Origin of the sequence: Streptomyces odontomachicola (assembly GCF_039605595.1) — a bacterium.
Taxonomy (GTDB): Bacteria; Actinomycetota; Actinomycetes; order Streptomycetales; family Streptomycetaceae; genus Streptomyces.
The window spans coordinates 25,852-48,064 of the sequence record NZ_JBCFOK010000026.1 but is presented as its reverse complement, the minus strand read 5'-3'; the positions used below and the strand labels follow the sequence as shown (position 1 = coordinate 48,064).

The 22,213-nt window shown below is 72.0% G+C and carries 17 protein-coding genes; 16 read left to right on the top strand and 1 reads right to left on the bottom strand.

Features of this window, described 5'->3' with window-relative positions; all coding sequences use genetic code 11:
- The first annotated feature begins 160 nt into the window (after positions 1 to 160).
- From ABEE00_RS33375 to ABEE00_RS33340, 7 genes are all read left to right on the top strand, one after another.
- Positions 161 to 1,015 (top strand): bifunctional methylenetetrahydrofolate dehydrogenase/methenyltetrahydrofolate cyclohydrolase, encoded by an 855-nt coding sequence (locus tag ABEE00_RS33375; RefSeq protein WP_345749533.1) that lies wholly within the window; start codon positions 161 to 163, stop codon positions 1,013 to 1,015.
- Positions 1,016 to 1,079: 64 nt separating this feature from the next.
- The gene (locus ABEE00_RS33370; RefSeq protein ID WP_345749569.1) at positions 1,080 to 1,502 is read left to right on the top strand and encodes a DUF3017 domain-containing protein; all 423 of its coding nucleotides are present in this window, start codon (positions 1,080 to 1,082) and stop codon (positions 1,500 to 1,502) included.
- Between the two features lie 408 nt (positions 1,503 to 1,910).
- Positions 1,911 to 3,818: a helix-turn-helix domain-containing protein gene (locus tag ABEE00_RS35905; RefSeq protein WP_451918729.1), complete on the top strand. Its 1,908-nt coding sequence runs from the start codon at positions 1,911 to 1,913 to the stop codon at positions 3,816 to 3,818.
- Between the two features lie 304 nt (positions 3,819 to 4,122).
- A complete protein-coding gene (locus tag ABEE00_RS33355; protein WP_345749532.1) occupies positions 4,123 to 5,112 on the top strand; it encodes a malate dehydrogenase in 990 nt (329 codons plus the stop codon).
- A 209-nt stretch (positions 5,113 to 5,321) separates the two neighbouring features.
- On the top strand, positions 5,322 to 7,055 hold the full coding sequence (locus ABEE00_RS33350; protein WP_345749531.1) for a hypothetical protein: 1,734 nt from the start codon (positions 5,322 to 5,324) through the stop codon (positions 7,053 to 7,055).
- The gene (locus ABEE00_RS33345) at positions 7,052 to 7,462 is read left to right on the top strand and encodes a hypothetical protein (RefSeq protein WP_345749530.1); all 411 of its coding nucleotides are present in this window, start codon (positions 7,052 to 7,054) and stop codon (positions 7,460 to 7,462) included. The genes ABEE00_RS33350 and ABEE00_RS33345 overlap by 4 nt, the downstream gene beginning before the upstream one ends.
- 111 nt (positions 7,463 to 7,573) lie before the next feature.
- A complete protein-coding gene (locus ABEE00_RS33340; protein WP_345749529.1) occupies positions 7,574 to 8,413 on the top strand; it encodes a hypothetical protein in 840 nt (279 codons plus the stop codon).
- A 24-nt stretch (positions 8,414 to 8,437) separates the two neighbouring features.
- Here ABEE00_RS33340 and ABEE00_RS33335 read toward each other — a convergent pair whose 3' ends face one another.
- Positions 8,438 to 8,881, bottom strand: a complete 444-nt coding sequence (locus tag ABEE00_RS33335; RefSeq protein ID WP_345749528.1) for a hypothetical protein — start codon at positions 8,879 to 8,881, stop codon at positions 8,438 to 8,440.
- A gap of 343 nt (positions 8,882 to 9,224) precedes the next feature.
- Here ABEE00_RS33335 and ABEE00_RS33330 point away from each other — a divergent pair, with 343 nt between their 5' ends.
- The 9 genes from ABEE00_RS33330 (at position 9,225) to ABEE00_RS33290 (ending at position 22,106) form a co-directional block, all read left to right on the top strand.
- The gene (locus ABEE00_RS33330; RefSeq protein WP_451918728.1) at positions 9,225 to 10,718 is read left to right on the top strand and encodes an aldehyde dehydrogenase family protein; all 1,494 of its coding nucleotides are present in this window, start codon (positions 9,225 to 9,227) and stop codon (positions 10,716 to 10,718) included.
- Positions 10,719 to 10,890: 172 nt separating this feature from the next.
- Positions 10,891 to 12,447, top strand: coding sequence for a GMC family oxidoreductase (locus ABEE00_RS33325; protein ID WP_345749526.1), 1,557 nt, complete (start codon positions 10,891 to 10,893; stop codon positions 12,445 to 12,447).
- On the top strand, positions 12,447 to 13,670 hold the full coding sequence (locus ABEE00_RS33320; RefSeq protein WP_345749525.1) for a quaternary amine ABC transporter ATP-binding protein: 1,224 nt from the start codon (positions 12,447 to 12,449) through the stop codon (positions 13,668 to 13,670). The genes ABEE00_RS33325 and ABEE00_RS33320 overlap by 1 nt, the downstream gene beginning before the upstream one ends.
- On the top strand, positions 13,667 to 15,703 hold the full coding sequence (locus ABEE00_RS33315; RefSeq protein ID WP_345749524.1) for an ABC transporter permease: 2,037 nt from the start codon (positions 13,667 to 13,669) through the stop codon (positions 15,701 to 15,703). Before ABEE00_RS33320 ends, ABEE00_RS33315 begins: the two co-directional genes overlap by 4 nt.
- A 49-nt stretch (positions 15,704 to 15,752) precedes the next feature.
- Entirely contained in the window at positions 15,753 to 16,757 is a 1,005-nt protein-coding gene (locus tag ABEE00_RS33310; protein ID WP_345749523.1) for an ABC transporter substrate-binding protein, read from the top strand.
- A gap of 194 nt (positions 16,758 to 16,951) precedes the next feature.
- Positions 16,952 to 18,040, top strand: a complete 1,089-nt coding sequence (locus ABEE00_RS33305) for a quaternary amine ABC transporter ATP-binding protein (RefSeq protein ID WP_345749522.1) — start codon at positions 16,952 to 16,954, stop codon at positions 18,038 to 18,040.
- Positions 18,037 to 20,118: an ABC transporter permease gene (locus ABEE00_RS33300; protein ID WP_345749521.1), complete on the top strand. Its 2,082-nt coding sequence runs from the start codon at positions 18,037 to 18,039 to the stop codon at positions 20,116 to 20,118. The genes ABEE00_RS33305 and ABEE00_RS33300 overlap by 4 nt, the downstream gene beginning before the upstream one ends.
- Before the next feature lie 67 nt (positions 20,119 to 20,185).
- Positions 20,186 to 21,157, top strand: coding sequence for an ABC transporter substrate-binding protein (locus ABEE00_RS33295; RefSeq protein ID WP_345749520.1), 972 nt, complete (start codon positions 20,186 to 20,188; stop codon positions 21,155 to 21,157).
- Between the two features lie 211 nt (positions 21,158 to 21,368).
- On the top strand, positions 21,369 to 22,106 hold the full coding sequence (locus ABEE00_RS33290) for an MBL fold metallo-hydrolase (RefSeq protein WP_345749519.1): 738 nt from the start codon (positions 21,369 to 21,371) through the stop codon (positions 22,104 to 22,106).
- Positions 22,107 to 22,213 lie beyond the last annotated feature (107 nt).

The following is a 22,213-nucleotide window of genomic DNA, read 5'->3' as shown; positions in this document are numbered from 1 at the left end:
CCCGCGCGGCCCGCGTGCCGCGCCGGACCCCGTACGGGATCGCCCTGGGAACCCGTAGGGGAGCGGTGCCAGGGCCCGTACGCGGCGCGTACCCGTACGCGCGCGGATTCGTGTGCGCACGGATTGGAGACAGCGGGCGCGCATCCGCGAGGATGGGGCCATGACCGCCCAGATTCTCGATGGCAAGGCCACCGCAGCAGCGATCAAATCCGACCTCACCGTGCGCGTGGAGGCGCTGAGGGCCGAGGGCGTCACGCCCGGCCTGGGCACCCTGCTCGTCGGGGACGACGTCGGCAGCCAGAAGTACGTGGCGGGCAAGCACCGCGACAGCGAGCAGATCGGCATCAACTCGATCCAGCGCGAACTGCCCGCCAGCGCCTCCCAGGAGGAGATCGAGGCGGTCGTGCGGGAGCTCAACGAGAACCCGGCCTGCACCGGCTACATCGTCCAGCTCCCGCTCCCCAAGGGCATCGACACCAACCGCGTGCTCGGCCTGATGGACCCCGAGAAGGACGCCGACGGCCTGCACCCCACGAGCCTGGGGCGGCTGGTGCTGAACGAGCCGGGCCCGCTGCCGTGCACCCCGCAGGGCATCATCCAGCTCCTGCGGCGGCACGAGGTCGCGATCGACGGCGCCCACGTGGTGGTCGTCGGGCGCGGCATCACCGTCGGCCGCTCCATCCCGCTGCTGCTGACCCGGCGCAGCGAGAACGCGACCGTGACCCAGTGCCACACCGGCACCCGCGACCTGCCCTCGCTCCTGAAGCAGGCGGACATCGTGGTGGCGGCCGCCGGCGTCCCGCACCTGGTCAAGCCCGAGGACGTGAAGCCGGGCGCGGCCGTGCTGGACGTCGGGGTGTCCCGGGACGAGAACGGCAAGATCGTCGGCGATGTGCACCCCGGCGTGCGCGACGTGGCCGGCTGGATCTCCCCGAACCCGGGCGGCGTCGGCCCGATGACCCGCGCCCAGCTCCTGGTCAACGTGGTGGAGGCGGCGGAGCGCCGTGTCGGCTGAGGCGAACGGAGCTGAGACGGACGGAGCGGCGCGGCGCGGCGAGCGCGCGGGCCGGCTGGCGGCCATGGTCGCGGACAAGCTGCCCGGCGCGGGCGGCGACAAGGGCCGTACGGGGCGCCGCTATCCGTCGGTGACCACGGACACGGCGCGGCCCGAGGGCGGCGGGCGCCTGGGCGGGGACCACTCGGCCCCGTACCGGCAGTGGCCGCTGCTCGCGGTGTGCGGCGGGGTGCTGATCGGGCTGCTGGTGACGGTGCTGCAGTTCCGGGTGGGCACGATCATCATCGGGCTCTCGATGATCGGCGGCGCGGTGCTGCGGCGGATGCTCCCCTCGGTGGGGATGCTCGCGGTGCGCTCGCGCTTCACGGACATGCTGATCTACGCGCTGCTGGGCGTGGTGATCGTGCTGCTCGCGCTCATGGCGCAGCCGAAGCCGCTGCTCACCATCCCGTTCCTGGACGACATCGTGCACTTCTCGGTGCGCTGAGCCGAGGCGTGCGCGGGCACATGGGCCCGTCCTCTCCCCCGGGGAGGACGGGCCTTCGCATGTCCGCCCCCTCCGGGCGCCCCGTGTACGAGGCGTACGTGCCGGGTCAGCCGGTGTACGCGCGCCCCCGATGCCCTGCGGCGCTGCCGAACCCTGGCCTGAAGCCGTGAACGGACGTGCTGCGGGAAGAAGTCGTAGTGGCACACTGTCGTTCGTGTGAGTGATATGTGAACGGCAAGGGCGCGGACATGCGCGGGTGTTGGCACCCGCGTGCTCTTCGCGCCCGCGCCGGAACTGCGGCTCCGGCTCTCTGCATCCTCCCGGGTGGCCGGCGCGTGGTCCGGTGGGCGCCACGGCGGTCGGTACGGGGGGACGTCAGCACTTTCGCGGGGGGATGAGGGGGAGGCAATGCCTCGTTGGAGGCCGCTACCGGAGGAACTGGATCCGCAGATACACGAGTTCGCGAGCCAGCTCCGGCGGCTCGTGGACCGCAGCGGGCTGAGCATCGCGGCGATAGCGGACCGCACCGGATACAGCAAGTCGTCCTGGGAGCGCTACCTGAACGGCCGGCTGCTGCCGCCGCGCGGCGCCACCCAGGCGCTCGCCGAGGTGACCGAGACCGATGTACGGCACCTCGGCACCATGTGGGAGCTGGCCGAGCGCGCCTGGAGCCGGTCCGAGATGCGGCACGACGTGACCATGGAGGCGATACGGGTCGCCCAGGCGCGCGCCGCGCTGGGGGAGTTCGGGCAGGAGGGCGACCCGGCGACCAGGGACGGCAAGGGAGCCAAGGGCCTCAAGGCGAAGAAGCGCGGACTGCGCCGCGAGAAGCCGAACCGGGCGCAGGACGCCGAGGCGGGGCAGCAGTCCGGGGGCCCGGCGTGGGCGCGTGCGGCCGAACGGCCCGCGCCTGCCGCGCCGTCGGAGCCGCTCGACGGGGAGCGGGCGGGCCGGACCGAGCAGCCGGACCAGCCGGAGCCGCGAGAGAAGCGGGACCGGCAGGAGAAGCAGGACCGGGTCGTACGGGATGCCGGTCCGGCGAAACCGGCCGGGCCCGCGCGGCTGTCCAAGGAGGGGGACTCGCCCGGGAGTTCGGCGGACGCCGACGCACCGGCCACGCGCCCCCTCCCGGAGGCAGCGGAGACACCGGGGCCGCGGGAGACACCGGAGGCACCGGATCCGGCCGACGTACCCGCGACCCGCGCGCTCCCCGAGGCGCAGGCGGAGGAGACCGCCGTGCTGCGCCCCGCTGCGCTGCGCAAGCAGGCGGGGCAGGGGCGTACGGGGACGGCCGCGGGCTCAGGGGCTGACCCGGGGAGCGCGCCGGTGTGGCCCGAACCCGCGCGGCACGAGGAGGAGCAGCCCGCCCAACGGCCGCCCAGGAACGCCGCTTCGTGGCCCGTCGCGCAGCCCCGTACGGGCACCGACGAGGCGGCGGGGCACGGTCCGCAGCGCGTCGACCTCGCCTCGTGGGGCGCGGGCGGCAAGGAGGCGGCCACCCGCCGCGCTCCCCAGGACGACGTGACCGGCGTCGTGGGCGCGGTGGGCCCGGCCAAGAAGGAGGCCAAGGGGGGCAAGGGAGCACAGGGCGCCCAGGCGGCGCGCGGGACACACGCCGCGCGCGCCGCACACGCCGCACCCTCCGGCTCCGGCCCAGGCACGGGGACCGGCACGGGAACCGGCCCCGCCACGGGCAACAGCACCACCACCGGCCAGGCCCGAAGAGCGGCAGCCGGCGGCGGTGCGGGGCAGAGCGCGGGCCAGGGCGCGGGCCGCGGCCCGGGCGGCGGAAAGGGCGGACCCGGCGGAGGGGACGCGGGCCGGCGGAGGGTCACGATGTTCCTCGCGGGCGTCGTGGGGGCCCTGGTGCTGGCCGCGGCTGCGGTGCTGCTCTTCAACGTCGCCGGCGGTGACGGCGACAAGCCCAAGCCCCAGCCCACCGTGGCCAAGAAGCTGCCCAAGGGCGTGAAGTGCCAGGGGGCGAGCTGCGCAGGCAAGGATCCGGAGAACATGGGCTGCGGCGGCGAGCACGCCAAGACCTCCAGCTCCTCGTACGTGGGCGGCAGTTTCGTCGAGGTCAGGTACAGCAAGGTGTGCCGGGCGGGCTGGGCGCGGGTCACCGGCGCCGGCCAGGGCGACAGCGTGAAGGTCACCGCGGGGAAGCGCAGCGAGACCGGCGCCGTGGGCACCGGCAACGACGCGTACACCGCGATGGTTCCGGCCAAGTCCGAGGCCGCGGTGCGCGCCTGCGTCACCGGCTCGGGCGGCACGCGCGGCTGCACCACGCCCGGCACGACCTCGCCCTCGGGGCAGTAGGGGGAGGACCACCGGCAGCAACCCGCAGCGCACGCACACACGAGCGCCCCGCAGGGCAAGCACGCACAAGGCGGCGCGTATGTCCCCGTACAACGAAGTACGGGGACATACGCATGTCCGGGCTGATTCCGGGCAGGCGGTCTGCCACGACCCCCCACGGGTGTGGCCGTCCGCCCCGGCGGCCGCCCGCGCTCCCCCTCCTGGAGCGGGCGGCTGCCTCGGGCGGAGCGGTGTCGGATAGCCTGACCGCAGGTCTCTTGATGTAGAGAGATCGCGTCGCCCACGTCAGGTATCGGAGATCGTCATGACCCGCACACCCGTCAACGTCACCGTCACCGGAGCAGCAGGCCAGATCGGCTACGCGCTGCTCTTCCGCATCGCCTCCGGGCAGCTGCTCGGCCCCGACGTGCCGGTGAAGCTGCGTCTGCTGGAGATCACCCCGGCCCTGAAGGCCGCCGAGGGCACGGCGATGGAGCTGGATGACTGCGCCTTCCCGCTGCTGCGCGGCATCGACATCACCGACGACCCGAACGTCGCCTTCGACGGCACCAACGTCGGCCTGCTCGTCGGCGCCCGCCCGCGTACCAAGGGCATGGAGCGCGGCGACCTGCTGGAGGCCAACGGCGGCATCTTCAAGCCGCAGGGTCAGGCCATCAACGACCACGCGGCGGACGACGTGAAGGTCCTGGTCGTCGGCAACCCGGCGAACACCAACGCGCTGATCGCCCAGGCCGCGGCGCCGGACGTGCCGAACGAGCGGTTCACCGCGATGACCCGCCTCGACCACAACCGCGCGCTGACCCAGCTCGCCAAGAAGACCGGCAGCACGGTCAACGACATCAAGAAGCTGACGATCTGGGGCAACCACTCGGCCACCCAGTACCCGGACATCTTCCACGCGGAGATCGCCGGCAAGAACGCCGCCGAGGTCGTGAACGACGAGGCGTGGCTGTCCGACGAGTTCATCCCGACCGTCGCCAAGCGCGGCGCGGCGATCATCGAGGCCCGCGGCGCCTCCTCGGCCGCCTCGGCCGCGAACGCCGCCATCGACCACGTGCACACCTGGGTCAACGGCACCGCCGAGGGCGACTGGACCTCCATGGGCATCCCCTCGGACGGCTCCTACGGCGTGCCGGAGGGCATCATCTCCTCCTTCCCTGTCACCACGAAGGACGGCAAGTACGAGATCGTGCAGGGCCTGGAGATCAACGAGTTCTCCCGCACCCGCATCGACGCCTCCGTGCAGGAGCTCTCCGAGGAGCGCGAGGCCGTGCGCGGCCTGGGCCTCCTCTGAGATCCCACTTCCTTCGCCCGCGGGGCCCGTACGGAACATTCCGTACGGGCCCCGCGGCGTTTCCGGGCGCCCGGGGCATCCGTACGGAAGGCGCGGGCCCCTCACGAGTCGTACACGGATACGCGTTGCCGCTCGCACACGCGCTCGCTATCGTCTGAACTCCCCTGCAAAAGGGGCCAGTTGGGCACTACGGGGGTCATGGGGGTGCTGTGAGCGGTGACGTGCCGCGCCATGCGCACAGCGAGGCGACGCGGCTGCTGTCGGCCGGGGCCCATCTCTCGGCGGACTTCCGCCGGCGGGTCGTGGACGAGCTCGTCGGCCACGCGGAGCGCCCCGTCGCGCCCTCGCTCGGGCTCGACGTCCTCACCGTCCTCGCGCACGCGCTGCGCGCCCGCAGACGGGAGCTGTACGCGGCGCTCGCGCTGCTCCTGATCTGGGCGCTGTTCGTCGCGGTCGAGACGAGGATGCCCGAGCGGGAGGCCGCGCCCGTACCGGAGACGTCCGGAATCACGGTGTTCGGCATCGACCTCGGTTCCTTGAGCGTGAGCGGTGCGGCTCCGTACATCTATGCGGGCCTGTGCCTCGTGCTGCTGCTCGCGCGCCTCGTGCTGGGCAAGCCGGCCCCGCGCCCCGGGGTCTCCGAACCGCCGTCCCCGTTCCGCTCGCTCCCGCCCGGCGGCTGGCTGCGCCGCTCCGTGGGCTCGCTGCTCACCTTCGCCGGGCGCCTCGGGATGCTGGTGTACTGGGCCGTCGCCGTGGACGGCGTCGCGGACGACCCCTTCCCGCTGATCTTCCCCCTCGCGCTGGCGCTGGTCGTGTGGGTGCACCGGATGACCCAGGAGACCCTGCTGCGCGAGGAGTTGGGCCGCGACTCCTTCGCCGGCGCGCGCCCTACGCCGCTGCCGGACACGCCGCGGCTGCGCCGGGTGCGCGAGGCCGCCGCGCGGGAGCAGCACGCGAAGGGCGCGCTCTACGACCCGTACCTCCCCTTCGTGGGCGCGGGAAGCCCGCACCAGCCCTGGTCGTTCGCGCTGGAGCTGAAGCGCGAGAAGCCGAACGGGACGTTGACCGGGAAGCGGCTGGGGGACACCGAGGTGCCCGCGCAGGGCGCGCCGCCCGAGCTGACGGCGCGGCGCGTGATCGACCTGGTCAGGGGCCCGCTGGAGGCGCTGCGCAAGGCCGCGGCCGAGGGCAGCGTGGACCGGCTGCGGGACCTGGAGCTGGACGAGTTCGTGTATCTGCCCGCCGGCCCCGGGCGCGAGGAGGGCTTCCACACGCCCGAGTCCGTCGCCGGGCACATCGCGGCGGCGGCGGGGGAGGGCGGCGAGGGCCGCAGGCACTTCCTGCGCATCCGGATCGGCGCCTGGGACGAGCAGATCGTGGTGACCGTCTTCGTGCGGGTCCACACCCAGGGCCGGATGCTCGTGCTGGAGGTTCTGCCGCATGTGCTCGGGCCGGTGCGCGAGGAGTTCCGCGCGGCCGACGCGCTCGCACCGGCGCCGGGCCCCGCCGACGTGGCGCGCGGCGCTGTGCGCGCGCTGGCCGCCGCGCCCACCGAGCTGCTCACGCTGCTGTGGGGCGGGGCACGCACGGCCGTCGCGGTGCCGCGTACGGCCTGGGAGGCGCCGGAGCGCGGGGCACCGGGCGCTCCGCTCGTCTCCGTACGGGAGTTGGGGAGCGCGGAGGGCTTCTCGCTCTTCCAGGAGATGGACGTCAGCCGGTACGTGAAGACGGTGCAGGACCGCATCGCGAGCGGCGTGCGGGACGCGCTGGAGCTGAGCGGCTTCCGGACGGACCGCTTCGAGCAGTACGTGGTGAACGTGAGCGACGGCGGGCTGTTCATCGGCGGGATGAGCGGCGGGTACGCCACCGGGCAGGTCTCCGGCGGTGCCGTGGCCATGGGTGAGCACAGCAGGGCTACTACGGGCGGGAGCGGGACATGAGGGCAGGGCACGGCGGGCGCGAGGAGCCTGCGGACGAGCAGCGGCAGCAGGTCACCGGCGACAAGTACGCGGTGGGGAACATCTCCGGCGGCGCGGTCGCGCTCGGCCCCGGGAGCAGCGCGGTCGTCAACGAGGCGGCGGGGCCGGGGCCCGACGAGGACACCCGCGCGCTGCTGGAGGCGGTGCGCGCGCTCCGCGGCGAACTCGCCGTGCTCGCCCGCAGCGCCGCCACCGAGGAGGCCGAGCGCGAACTGAGCGCGGCCGAGCGGGAGATCGACGGCACGGGCCGGGCGGCGCCCGGACGGCTGCGGCGGCTTCGCGAGCTGACGGCGCCCGGCGTGACGGCGGTGGGCGCGCTGGCGTCGGCGGCGACGGTGGCGCAGGCGGCGGCCCAGCTGCTGGGCTGACGCGCGACCGCGGGGGCCGCAGGCGGTCGCCGACGGTCGCCTGTGCGGCCGTGCGGTCACGGGAGCGTGCGCCGGGGCCCGAGGGCCGCGGCCGGGGGAGGCGGAGAGCGGATGGCGAAGCGGTACGACGCACAGCGGCAGAGCTGGACCGAGGACGGGCGCGACGGGGCGGCCGAGCGCGCGGCCGCGCGCAGGACGCAGCGGCTCGCGGCCCTGTCGGCAGCCGCCGTGCTGCTGGTCTCCTCGCTGGGCTTCGGCGTGTGGCGGGCGGTGGACAACGCCCTGGAGCGCGACCGGCAGGAGAAGGCGTGGGCGCGGGCCGAGGCGTCCGCGAGCGCCCGGGCGTCCCGCGAGGCCCGCGACTCCGCTTCGCCCTCGCCCGGCGGTACGGGGGACTCCGGCACCGAGGAAGCGGCGGCGCCCTCGCCCGGCGCCTCAGCCGGAGCCGCGCCGGCCTCGGGGCACGAGCGCCGCGAGGACCCGCAGGGCTGGACGGTCGACGTGCCCGAGGGCTGGAAGCGCACGGAGCAGAAGCGCCCCGGCTACGCGACCGTCGTCAACTACGAGAGCCCGGGCGGCGACCGGCGCCTCCAGGTCTTCTGGGTCGAGGACCCCACCCCGTACGCGTCGGCGAAGCTCGCCGACGACTTCCTGGAGGACCAGGCCACCGCGTACTCCCTCATCCGCCTCGACAGGCTCCCCGGCGCGGGCGAGGGGACCCGCGCCCCCGCCGTGCTGGAGTACGCCTACGAAGAGCAGGAGACGGGGGAGCGGCGGCACACCGTGGACGAGCGCTTCGAGGCGGCCGACGGAAAGCTGTACGCGGTCGCGGCGACCGGTCCCGACACCGGGGAGGGCGGCGCGTCCGGCGCGTCCGGCGCTGAGGCGCGGCTGGTGTCCTCCGGGGTGGCCTCCTTCTGCCCGAAGGGCGCGGACTGCGCGGGCGGTTGAGGGACTGCCGACGCTGCTCGCGCCTTACGCCTGCTCGGTGGGCGGCGTGTCGAGGATCGCCGTCAGCTCCCCTTTGTCGGGGGACTCCGAGGCGCCTTTCATATAGCGGCCCTTGACGCCCTGTGCGAGCAATTCCCCCTCCTGGCCCCCGACTTGGGCGCGCCAGAAAGCGGCATCGGGTGCGAGCCACACCGTGCCGCCCCGTTTCACGAGTTTCACCCTGCCCTGGTCCGCCATATCCACGTCGCCCGCGCAGTTGCCGTGTTCGTCCAGTGCGAGCCGCAACGAGAAGTCACCCGACGTCATGTGCAGCCGCACCGAGGGGACCGAATCGAGTTGCGCGCGTGCCGCCCCGGCCATTTCCCCGCCGGGCTGCCGCGGTTGCGGCGGGGAGGCCGCGGTGAGTGTCGCCACCAGCGCCGCGCAGCCGACGGCCGCCATGGCGCCGTGCCTGGTGGACAAGCGCATGGGTATCACCGCCCGAAATCGGGTGTGCGCACACTCACCGTACGTTCCGGAAATGCAACGCGCGCTCCGGAGCGTCCCGCAACGCCCCGGAACCGGGCGCACGCCTCCAGTTGCGGACCGCACACGCCCAGGTCACGGAAAAGTCACCGGCATTCAGAGACGGGAATGCGAGAAAACGGGACACAGTGCTGCATTGCGCTACGCTCCGAGTGATCAGCGTCACTTATTCGGGCTTGATGTGCATGGGATCGCGGGACCCGGGCAGGGTTCGCGTTTGGCCATGCGCCCCGACGCATGGCGAGGAACATTTCGGTAATGGAAGGCAGTACCCAAGGTGTCCGTTATGGAGAGCATTCACGTAGACGGCGTCTGGCGGGCCGCCGCGGCAGGCGGCACCCGGGAGATCCTGGACCCGGCCGACGCCAGCACGCTCGCCGTTGTCGCCGAGGGTGACACGTCGGACACCGACGCGGCCATCGCGGCCGCGCGGCGCGCCTTCGACGAGGGGCCCTGGCCGCACACCCCGACGGCCGAGCGGGCCGCCCTGCTGCGCAAGGTCGCCGACCTGCTGCAGCGGGACCGCGAGGAGATCGCGCTCATCGAGTCGAAGGACACCGGTAAGACGCTGGAAGAGGGCAGGGTGGACGTCGACGACGTCACCAACGCCTTCCGGTACTTCGCCGACCTCGTGATGAACGAGTCCGGCGGGCGCGTCGTGGACGCCGGCGACGCGGACGTGCACAGCGTGATCGTGCACGAGCCGGTCGGCGTCTGCGCCATGATCACGCCCTGGAACTATCCGCTGCTCCAGGCAAGCTGGAAGGTCGCCCCGGCGCTCGCCGCCGGCAACACCTTCGTGATCAAGCCCAGCGAGGTCACCCCGCTGTCCACGGTGCACATGATCAAGCTGGTGATCGAGGCCGGCGCCCCCGCCGGCGTCGCGAACATCGTCACCGGCGCCGGCGACCCGGTGGGCGCCCGCTTCGGCACCCACCCGGACGTGGACCTGGTCTCCTTCACCGGCGGCCTGGTCTCCGGCACCAAGGTCGGCCAGGCCGCGGTGGCGAACGCCAAGAAGGTCGCCCTGGAGCTGGGCGGCAAGAACCCCAACGTGGTGTTCGCCGACGCCTGCGCCACCGAGGAGCGCTTCGACCACGCCGTGGACCAGGCGCTGAACGCGGCGTTCATCCACAGCGGCCAGGTCTGCTCGGCCGGCGCCCGGCTGATCATCGAGGAGTCGGTCAAGGACCGGTTCATCGAGGAGCTCACGCGGCGTGCCCAGAAGATCCGGCTCGGTCGCGGCACCGAGAAGGACGTGGAGTGCGGCCCGCTCGTCTCCGCCCCGCAGCTCGCCAAGACCGAGGCGTACGTCGCCTCGGCCCTGGAGGAGGGCGCCACGCTCCGCTGCGGCGGCAAGCGCCCCGAGCCCTCGGACGTCCGCCCGGCATCCGGCTACTTCTACGAGCCGACCGTGCTGGACGACTGCCACCGCGACATGAGGGTCATCCGCGAGGAGACCTTCGGCCCCATCCTCACCGTGGAGACCTTCACGACCGAGGACGAGGCCGTCGCGCTGGCCAACGACACCGAGTACGGGCTGGCCGGCGCCGTGTTCTCCACCGACACGGCGCGGGCGCGCCGGGTGGCGGCGCGGCTGCGGCACGGCACGATCTGGATCAACGACTTCCACCCCTACCTGCCGCAGGCGGAGTGGGGCGGATTCGGCAAGTCCGGCGTCGGCCGCGAGCTCGGTCCCGCCGGTCTCGAGGAGTACCGCGAGACCAAGCACGTCTACGAGAACCTGCGCCCGGCGGCCGTCCGCTGGTTCGCGGGCTGACAACAGCAGCACCCCGAAAACCCCCACCCCAAAATCGCCGTCAGCAGGACGCCCGGCCGGTACCCCAGCCGGCCGGGCACCGGCGGACGGCACCGCGTGAACCCCGACGGTCCGGATGCGGACCGAATTCCCACGCGGAACGCTTGATTCCCCTCAAGGAGCAATCACACCTATGTCCAGCTACGACTACGTCATCGTCGGTGGCGGAACGGCGGGGTCGGTGATCGCCTCGCGTCTTGCCGAAGACCCGGCCGTCTCGGTCGCCCTGATCGAAGGCGGTCCCTCCGACATCGACCGGCCCGAGGTGCTGACCCTGCGCCGCTGGCTCGGCCTGCTCGGCGGCGAGCTCGACTACGAGTACACGACGACGGAGCAGCCGCGCGGCAACAGCCACATCCTGCACAGCCGCGCCAAGGTCCTGGGCGGCTGCTCTTCGCACAACACCCTGATCTCCTTCAAGCCGCTGCCCTCCGACTGGGACGAGTGGGAGGCGAACGGCGCCGCGGGGTGGGGCGCCGCGGCGATGGACCCGTACTTCGGCAAGCTGCGCAACAACGTCGTACGGGTGGCGAAGAAGGACCAGAACCAGATCGCCACGGACTGGATCGAGGCCACCAAGGACGCCATCGGCGTGCCCGAGGTCGTCGGCTTCAACGACCAGCCCTTCGAGGAGGGCGTCGGCTTCTTCGACCTCTCCTACCACCCGGAGAACAACAAGCGCTCCTCCGCCTCGGTCGCGTACCTGCACGAGCACATCGAGGCCGGGGACCGCCCGAACCTCGACATCCTGCTGGAGACCTGGGCGTACAAGCTGGAGCTGGGCGGCGAGGACGGCCTCACCGCGCAGGGCGTGCACATCCGCACCAAGGACGGCGAGGAGAAGCTGCTCACCGCCAACCGCGAGGTGCTGGTCTGCGCCGGCGCCGTGGACACCCCGCGGCTGCTCATGCACTCCGGCATCGGTCCGAAGAAGGACCTGGAGGCGCTGGGCATGCCGGTGGTCAAGGACCTGCCGGGCATCGGTGAGAACCTCATCGACCACCCCGAGTCGGTGATCGTGTGGGAGACCAACGGACCGCTGCCGGACAACTCGGCGATGGACTCGGACGCCGGTCTCTTCGTGAAGCGGGACAAGGACCACAAGGGTCCTGACCTGATGTTCCACTTCTACCAAATCCCGTTCACGGACAACCCGGAGCGGCTGGGCTACGAGACCGTGCCGCACGGCGTCTCGATGACCCCGAACATCCCCAAGTCCCGTGCGCGCGGCCGCCTGTACCTGACCTCGGCGGACCCCGAGGTGAAGCCCGCGCTCGACTTCAAGTACTTCGAGGACGAGGGCGACTACGACGGCCAGACCCTGGTCGACGGCGTGAAGATCGCCCGGAAGATCGCCAAGTCCGAGCCCTTCGCCAAGTGGCTCAAGCGCGAGGTCTTCCCCGGCCCGGAGGTCACCTCCGACGAGGAGATCAGCGAGCTGGTCCGCAAGGCCGCGCACACCGTGTACCACCCGGCGGGCACCTGCCGGATGGGCGCCGCAGACGACGAACTCGCGGTCGTGGACCCCGAGTTGAAGATCCGCGGCATGAAGGGCATCCGCATCGCCGACGCCTCCGTCTTCCCGACGATGCCCGCGGTCAACCCGATGATCGGCGTGCTGATGGTCGGCGAGAAGGCGGTCGATCTCATCCGAGAAGAGTCCACTACGGCACCGGGAGGTGTTGCGTGATGTCCGAGAACCAGCAGACCGCCCAGCAGACCGAGGCGCAGGAGAAGCAGGCCGAGCAGACCGCGGCCGAGAGCACCCCGGTGTTCTCCGTCCGCAACCTGTGGAAGGTCTTCGGACCCAAGGCTCACAAGATCCCCGGCAACGGTGATCTGAAGGGCCTCTCCGGCGCCGAACTGACGCAGAAGACCGGCTGCACCGCCGCCGTGCGCGACGTCTCCTTCGACGTGCGCAAGGGCGAAGTGTTCGTGGTGATGGGGCTCTCAGGATCCGGCAAGTCCACCCTCGTACGCTGCCTGACCCGGCTCATCGAGCCGACCTCGGGCTCGCTGGAGATCGACGGCGAGGACGTCATCGGCATGGACCGCAAGCGGCTGCGCGAGCTGCGCCGCCGCCGGGCCGCCATGGTGTTCCAGAACTTCGGCCTGCTGCCGCACCGCAGCGTGCTGGACAACGTCGCCTACGGTCTGGAGATCCAGGGCCTGGGCCGCGCCGAGCGCCGCGCGAAGGCCCTGGAGATGGTCGAGAAGGTCGGCCTCAAGGGCATGGAGAACCGCCGCCCTGGCCAGCTCTCCGGTGGTCAGCAGCAGCGTGTGGGCCTGGCCCGCGCGCTGGCCGTGGACCCCGAGGTGCTGCTCTTCGACGAGCCCTTCAGCGCGCTGGACCCGCTGATCCGCCGCGACATGCAGGAGGAGGTCATCCGGCTCCACCAGGAGGAGGGCCGGACCATGATCTTCATTACCCACGACCTCCAGGAGGCCCTGCGCCTCGGTGACCGCATCGCCCTGATGCGCGCCGGCGAGGTCGTGCAGTGCGGCACCCCGGAGGAGATCGTCGCCTCCCCGGCCGACGACTACGTACGCGACTTCGTCCGGGACGTGCCGCGCGAGCAGGTCATATCCGTGGGGCGCGCGATGCGCCCCGCCACCGGTGACGAGGCGAAGAGCGGCGTCGAGCTCGCTCCGGGCACCCCGGTCGTGGAGGCCGTGGAGGCCGTCGCGCGCAGCGGCGAGCACGCCCGGGTGGTCGAGAAGGGCCGCACCCTCGGCATAGTCGACGAGCAGCAGCTCCTCAGCGTGGTCGCGGGTCTGGACGGCGCCGGCGAGGACTCCGGCGAGGCGAAGACCGGCGAGTCGAAGGACTCCAAGGGCTCGAAGGACTCCGCCCAGGCGCCGGACGGCGCCGAGGGCGGCAAGCCGGAGGAGGAAGAGGTGACTCCCGCATGAGCACCGCCGCCCCTGAGAAGCCCAAGGAGAGCGCGGCCACCGGGAGCGCCCCGGCCCCTGCCGCCGCCGCCACGGCACGCGAACCGCTCGGCCCCGGCGCCTGGATCTCCCGCGCCAAGCTGCCCGTGCTCCTGCTGGTGCTGGCCGTCGCCGTGGTCAGCGCCTTCGCGGTGAGCCAGGCGAGCTGGCCGGAGAGCCTGGTCGCCGACGTCAAGACGCCGCTGGACACGGTCGCCAACTGGCTGACCGACAACCGCGACAAGTCGTGGATCTTCCTCTACGTCCTGCTGCACGTCAGCAACTGGGCCGAGGGCAGCGTCGACCAGCTCTACATGGTCTTCGCCTCCATGGGATGGCTCGGCGTCACCGTCCTGGCGACGCTGCTGTCCTGGTACGTCTCCGGCGCCGGCCTGCGCCGCCGCTCGCTGCGCGTCGCGGGGGTCACCGTGCTCGCCTTCGCGGTGCCCGGACTGCTCGGCATGTGGGACTACATGCTGGAGACGCTCGCGCTGATGATCCTCTCGGTGCTCGTCTCCGCCGTCGTCGGCGTGCTGCTCGGCCTGCTCGCCGGGCTCTCCGACCGCGGCGACCGCATGATGCGGCCCGTGTTCGACACCATGCAGGTCATGCCGGCCTTCGCGTACCTGCTGCCGCTGGTGCTGCTGTTCGGCATCGGCGCGCCCGCCGCGATGGTGGCCACCGTCATCTACGCGGCGCCGCCCATGGCCCGGCTCACCTCGCTCGGCCTGCGCGGCGCGAACCCGGCGGCGCTTGAGGCCTCGGCCTCGCTCGGCGCGACGCCGTGGCAGCGCCTGGCGACGGCCCGGCTGCCGCTGGCCCGCAAGGAGATGCTGCTGGGCCTCAACCAGACGATCATGCTGGCGCTGTCGATGGTCACCATCGCCTCGGTGATCGGCGCCGGCGGCCTCGGCGACAAGGTCTACCAGGGCCTGTCCAAGGACAACGTGGGCATGTCGCTGATCGCCGGTGTCGCGATCGTGCTGATGGCGATCTGGCTGGACCGCGTCACCGCGGCGGCCGGCGAGCAGCTCGAGGCCCCGGCGCCCGCCGAGGGCGGCTTCCTGCACAAGCTGCGCGGCTGGCCGGCCTGGGCCGGGCTCGTGGTGCTCGGCGCCCTCGCCTACGCGGCGGGCCCGCTGGGCGGCCGGCAGTGGCCCGACGGCTGGACCGTCCGGCTGTCCGCGCCGATCACCTCGTTCATCACCTCCATCACCGACCGGATCGGCAGCGGGGTGCCCGTGGTCGGCGGCACCGACGTGTGGGCCTCGAACATGACCGCCTGGGTGCTCAACCCGCTGCGTGACGGCCTCCAGGCCACCCCGTGGTGGGCGATGGTCCTGGTGGTGGCGGCCCTCGCGTTCTGCGTCGGCTCGCTGCGCGCGGGCATCACCGGCGTGCTCTCGCTCGCCGTGATCGGCGTCATGGGGCTGTGGAGCAAGTCCATGGACACCCTGGCGCAGGTGCTGGTCTCGCTGGTGATCACGCTGATCGTCGGCGTCGTCATCGGCATCCTCGGCGCCCGGATGAACCGCTTCATGCGGGTCATCCGGCCCGTGCTGGACGTCATGCAGACCATGCCGCAGTTCGTGTACCTGGTGCCGGTGGTCGCGCTGGTCGGCGTGGGCCGTCCCGCCGCGATCTTCGCCGCGGTCATCTACGCCCTGCCCGCCGTGGTGCGCATCACCGCGCAGGGCCTGGCGACCGTGGACGGCGCGTCGATGGAGGCCTCCCGTTCGCTGGGTGCCACCTCCTTCCAGCAGCTCCGGCAGGTGCAGCTCCCGCTGGCACGCCGCCAGCTGCTGCTCGCCGTGAACCAGGGCGTCGTCCTGGTGCTGGCCATCGTCGTCATCGGCGGCCTGGTCGGCGGCGGCGCGCTCGGCTACGACGTGGTCTACGGCCTGCAGAAGAGCGACCTGGGCGTCGGCCTGACGGCGGGCATCGCCATCGTCTGCCTCGGCCTGCTGCTGGACCGCCTCACGCAGTCCGCGGGCGCACGGAAGGGCGGCCGTTAGGGGGCGCGGAACCTCCCGTTTCGCCACCCCCGACGACAAGGAACCTCTCATGCACACTGCACAGACCGACGAGAAGAAGCTGAAGAAGGGCCCGCTGCGGTCCCGCAGGGGCCGCACCGCACTGATCGCCGGAGTCGGCGCGCTCGCGCTGACCGTCTCCCTCAGCGGCTGCGGCAAGGCGGACCCGTACTACAGCGGTGCCAAGAACACCGTGACCCTCCCGTACGCCTCCTGGGCGGGCGCCGAGGCCAACGTGGCCGTGGCCGCGCAGATCCTGGAGAAGAAGCTCGGCTACCGCGTGAAGCCCACGCAGATGGACGAGCCGGTCTCCTTCGACGCCCTGAACTCCGGAAAGGCCGACGCGCTGCTCGAGGACTGGCGCGGCGTGCCCAAGAAGGAGCACAAGTACGTCGAGCAGAAGAAGACCGTCACGTACGAGGGCCCCATGGGCGTGATCGGCCACATCGGCTGGTTCGTGCCGAAGTACTACGCGGACAAGCACCCGGACATCAAGACCTGGAAGGGCCTCAAGAAGCACTGGAAGGACTTCAAGACGCTGGAGAGCGGCAACAAGGGCCAGCTCCTCGAGGGCTCGCCCTCCTTCTCCACGTACGACGACGCCATCATCAAGAACCTCGGTCTGAACCTGAAGACTGTCTACGCAGGCAGTGAGGCCGCCCAGACCAAGGAGATGCAGAAGAAGTACGCGGCGAAGAAGCCCTTCATCACCTACTGGTGGACCCCGCAGTGGCTGAACGAGAAGCTCGACCTGGTCGAGGTGAAGCTGCCCAAGCGGACGCCGGGCTGTGACGCGGACGCGGCCAAGGTCGACTGCGCCTACCCGCACACCAAGCTCGCGAAGTTCTTCAGCAAGGACTTCGCGAAGAACGGTGGCAAGGCGGCCGAGATGCTCAAGAAGTTCCGCTGGTCCACGGCGGACCAGACCCAGGTCGTGAAGTGGATGACCATCGACAAGATGGACACCGACGAGGCGGCGGCCAAGTGGGTCGAGCAGAACCCGGACAAGTGGAAGAAGTGGATGCCCGACAAGTGACGGGCGCCTGACCTCACGCGGTCCCCACGGACGGCCCGCGCAACCTCCCTGGTTGCGCGGGCCGTTCGGCGTTCATGGCCCGAACGTTCCCTGTTCGCAACATCGTTGACGGGTCGAATTGTGCGAACAACGGGGTATGTTTCTTAACTTCCCGGCGTGTGGGCCGGATGAGAAGGACACCGGAGGTGTCGCACATGACCGCTGAAGCCGACGCGCGGGAAGTCGCGCTCTCCGTCGCGGAGTTGTGGAAGGTCTTCGGACCCGCACCGGACACCGTGCCCGCCGACCCCGAGCTCTCCGGCCTCTCCGCCGCCGAGCTGCGCGCCCGCACCGGGGCCGTCGCCGCCGTGCGGAACGTCTCCTTCGAGGTGCGCAGGGGCGAGGTCTTCGTGGTGATGGGCCTGTCGGGCTCCGGCAAGTCCACCCTCGTACGCTGCCTGACCCGGCTCATCGAGCCGACGGCCGGACGCGTCGAGATCGACGGCGAGGACGTGCGGGCCATGGACCGCGCCAGGCTGCGCGCCCTGCGCAGGCACCGCACCGCGATGGTCTTCCAGAACTTCGGCCTGCTGCCGCACCGCAGCGTCCTCGACAACATCGCCTACGGCCTGGAGATCCAGGGCCAGGGCAAGGCCGAACGCCGGGCGCGGGCCGCCGAGATGGTGGGCAAGGTCGGCCTGGAGGGCATGGAGTTACGCCGTCCGGGCCAGCTCTCCGGCGGCCAGCAGCAGCGTGTGGGCCTGGCCCGCGCGCTGGCCGTGGACCCCGAGGTGCTGCTCTTCGACGAGCCGTTCAGCGCGCTGGACCCGCTGATCCGGCGCGACATGCAGGAGGAGGTCATCCGCCTGCACCGCACCGAGGGCCGCACCATGGTCTTCATCACCCACGACCTCGCCGAGGCCCTGCGCCTGGGCGACCGCATCGCGCTGATGCGGGACGGCGCGATCGTCCAGTGCGGCAGCCCCGAGGAGATCGTCACCGCCCCCGCCGACGACTACGTACGGGACTTCGTACGGGACGTGCCGCGGGAACAGGTCGTCACCGTCCGCCGCGCGATGCGCCCCGCCGACGGCTCGGCCGAGGCCGAGGCCGCCGCGCTCGCCGCCGCCTCGGGCGCCGCGCTCGCCCCCGACACGCTCGTCTCCGACGCCATCGCGGCGGTCGCCCGCACCGGCGCACCGGCCCGCGTCGTGGAGGGCGGCAGGCTGCTGGGCTTCGTCGACCACCAGCGGCTGCTGGGCATCGTCGCGGGCCTGGACGAGGAGGAGGGGGCGGCGGCATGAGCGCCACAGGCACCGTTCCCCCGGCCCCCGCCTCCAAGGCGGGCCCCGAACGGAGCGGCGGGCGGCCCTCGTTGGGCCAGCGCCTCGCCGGGCTGCGCACCCACCCCACGGCGCGCAGGATGCTGCCGCTGCTGGCCGTCGCCGTCGTGGCGGTGCCGGTCGCCGCGGCGTTATGGGGCAGCGACGGCTGGCCGAGCGAGCTGACCGTCAACGTGCAGAAGCCCCTCGACGACGCCAACCAGTGGATCGCCGACAACCGCGACACCAACCCGGTCTTCGTCTACTTCCTGCTGCATCTGAGCAACGCGGCGCAGAACTCTGTGGACGGCGTGACCTCGCTGCTGGAGTCCATGGGCTGGATCGGCGTGCTGGTCGCCGTCACCGCGCTCGCCTGGTACGCCTGCGGGCTGCGGCGCGACCGCCGGGCGCTGCGGGTGACCGCCACCTCGCTGGGCGCCTTCGCGGTGTGCGGGCTCCTCGGGGTGTGGGAGCCGACCATGGAGACGCTGGGCCTGATGGTGGTGGCGGTTGCCGCGTCCGCGCTGGTCGGGCTGCTGCTGGGGCTCGCGGCCGGGCTCTCCGACGGCTTCGACAAGGTGCTCAGGCCGGTGCTGGACACCATGCAGGTCATGCCCGCGTTCGCCTACCTGCTGCCGTTCGTGCTGCTCTTCGACGTGGGCGTGCCCTCGGCCCTGTTCGCCACGGTCATCTACGCGGCGCCGCCGATGGCCCGGCTCACCTCGCTCGGGCTGCGCGGCGCCGAACCCTCCGCGCTGGAGGCCGCCGCCTCGCTGGGCGCCACGGGACCGCAGCGGCTGTGGACCGCGCGGCTGCCGCTGGCCCGCAAGGAGATGCTGCTCGGCCTCAACCAGACGATCATGATGGCGCTGTCGATGGTCACCATCGCCTCCGTGATCGGCGCCGGCGGCCTCGGCGACGAGGTGTTCAGCGCGCTGTCCAAGGTGAACGTCGGCGACGCGCTCGCGGCGGGCGCGGCGATCGTGCTGATCGCCGTCTGGCTGGACCGCACCACGGCCGCAGCGGGAGAGCGGCTGGAGGAGGCGGCCACCGAGTCCTACGACAGCAAGGCGGCCCGCGACCGCGGACCGCTGGCGACCGCGGGCGCCTACGCGCGCACCTGGTGGGGCCAGATCCTCTCGGTCGTGGGCCTGGTCCTGGTGGGCTCGCTCGCGGGGCGGGCCGCCGGGACGGACTGGCCCGAGTCCTGGACCCTGACCGTCGCCAAGCCCGCGAACACCGCGGTCAACTGGTTCACCGACAACCTCGCCTCCGGCGTGCCGGTGGTCGGCGGCACCCAGGTGTGGGCGGACAAGTTCACCGTCTGGATCCTCAACCCGCTGCGCGACGGGCTCCAGGGCAGCCCCTGGTGGCTGCTGCTGCTCATCGTGGCCGCGCTCGCGCTGCTGGTCGGCACCTGGCGCACCTCCCTCACCGGGACGCTCGCGCTCGCCGCCGTCGGCGTGATCGGCCTGTGGTCCACCTCGCTCGACACCCTCGCGCAGGTGCTCGCCGCGCTGGTGGTGACCCTGCTGCTGGGCTTCGCCGTCGGCGTCTGGGCGGCCCGCGCGCCGTGGCTCCAGCGCGCCATCAGGCCGCTGCTGGACGTGCTCCAGACCCTCCCGCAGTTCATCTACCTGATCCCCGTGGTGGCGCTGGCCGGAGTGGGCAGGGCCGCCGCGATCACCGCGGCCGTGCTGTACGCGCTGCCCGCCGTCATACGGATCACCGCGCAGGGCATCAGGGGCGTGGACCCCTCGGCCCTGGAGGCGGCGCGCTCGCTGGGGGCCAGCAGCGCGCAGGAGCTCCGCCAGGTCCAGCTCCCGCTGGCGCGCCCGGCGCTGCTCCTCGCGGTGAACCAGGGCGTGGTCCTGGTGCTCGCCATGGTCGTCATCGGCGGCCTGGTCGGCGGCGGCGCGCTCGGCTACGACGTCGTCTACGGGCTCCAGAAGAGCGAGCTGGGCATCGGCCTGACCGCCGGAGTGGCCATCGTGCTGCTCGGCCTCGTGCTGGACCGGGTCACCCAGCCGTCCAGCGCCGTACGGGAGCGGGACCGGTGAACGGGCCGCGCCCCGCGCGCGGCACCACCCGCCACTGCCAACTGAAGAACGAAGAAGGCGATGCCACATGACAACGACCTCAACTTCCCGCACCGCGCGGCGGATACGTCTCTCGCTGGTCGCCGGCACCGCGGTGCTCGGTCTCGCCGTGGCCACCTCGGGCTGCGGCAAGGCGGACACCGGCGGGGGCGGCGACAAGAACCTCACCCTGCTGGTGCCGTCCTGGGTGGGTGCCGAGGCGAATGTCGCGGTCGCCAAGTACCTGCTGGAAAACGAGATGGACTACAAGGTCAAGTCCCAGCAGATGGACGAGCCGGTGGCGTTCGACGCGCTCAACTCCAACAAGGCGGACGCCATCCTGGAGGACTGGCGCGGCGTTCCCAACAAGGAGAAGCAGTACATCCAGAAGAACAAGACCGTCGTGGACGGCGGCGACCTCGGGGTGATCGGGCACATCGGCTGGTACGTGCCCTCCTACTTCGCCGAGAAGCACCCCGACGTCCTGGACTGGAAGAACCTCGACAAGTACGCGAAGGACTTCAAGACCACGGAGAGCGGCGGCAAGGGCCAGCTTCTGGAGGGCTCGCCCTCGTACACCACCAACGACAAGTGGATCATCAAGAACCTGAAGCTGAACTACAAGCCGGTGTACGCGGGCAGCGAGGCCGCGCAGATCACCCAGATGAAGAAGTACGTGAAGGACAAGACGCCCTTCATCACGTACTGGTGGACGCCGCAGTGGCTGAACGACGAGCTGAACCTCAAGGAGGTCAAGCTCCCGCCGTACAAGAAGGGCTGTGACAAGCCCGCGCAGAACACCGACTGCGCCTACCCGAACACCCCGTTGAAGAAGTTCTTCAACAAGAAGTTCTCCGAGAACGGCGGCGACGCGGCCAAGTTCCTGCGCAACTTCAAGTGGTCGACGGCGCAGCAGAACCAGGTCGCCGGGTGGATCGCGGGCGACGGCATGACGCCAGAGAAGGCCGGCGAGAAGTGGGTCAAGGCGAACAAGGCCACCTGGGAGAAGTGGATGCCGTAGTCCGCGCGTGCGGCTTCCCGGGCCCGCGCGGGCGGTCTCCGGTGACGCGTCCCCCTCCCGTACGCCGGGACGGGGACGCGCTCGCGTCGAAGAGGGGTCAACCGCCTCCGGAACGAGAACACTTGGTTGTGTAGGCAGACCCACTTCTCGTCCCGAGCAGGAGGCGGCGATGGCGCCAGGACAGCGGGCAGGCAGCGGAACGCGCCCCGCGGTGGAAGAGATCACACGGGACGTCTTCCTCGTCAGAGCCAGCGATGTGAACTGCTATCTGCTGCGCGACGGCGAGGACGTCACGCTGGTCGACGCGGGCTATCCGGCCGACACGGTGACCGTCATGGACGCGCTGGAGAACATCGGCCGCCGCCCCCAGGACGTGAAGGCCATCCTGGTCACCCACGCGCACATCGACCACATCGGCGCGGTCGGGCAGCTCCACGACACCTACGGCACCCCCGTCTACACCGGCGAGGCCGAGGTGGCGCACGCGCACGGCGACTACCGCGAGCAGCTCACCCCCGTACGCGCCGTGCTCAACGCCTGGCGGCCCGGCGCGCTGCCGTGGATGGTGCGGGCCGCGCGGCACGGGGGCACGCGCAGGATCGCGCTGCCCTACGCGCAGACCTTCGACCCCGACGAGGGCGCGCTCGACCTGCCGGGGAAGCCGCTGCCGGTGACCACCCGCGGGCACACCACGGGGCACACCGCGTACCTGCTGCCGGGGCCCGGCGCCGTGCTCACCGGCGACGCGCTGGTCACCGGGCACCCGCTGAGCAGGCACGAGGGGCCGCAGCTCCTGCCGAAGATGTTCCACCACGACGAGGATCAGGCGCGCGGCCCGGCGCTGGGCGAACTCGACAAGCTGGACGCCGAGTTGCTCCTCCCGGGCCACGGCGACGCGTGGAACGTCCCGATGTCGAAGGCGGTGGACGCGGCCCGCGGCGAGAGGTGAGGCCCGCTCCGGCCCCGGGGCCGACTACTTTCCGCGGGTGCCCGGGCACGCTCCGTGCGGGTGGGGCGGAACTCACGCGGGATCCGGCCCTGAGTGCGTCCGGGACC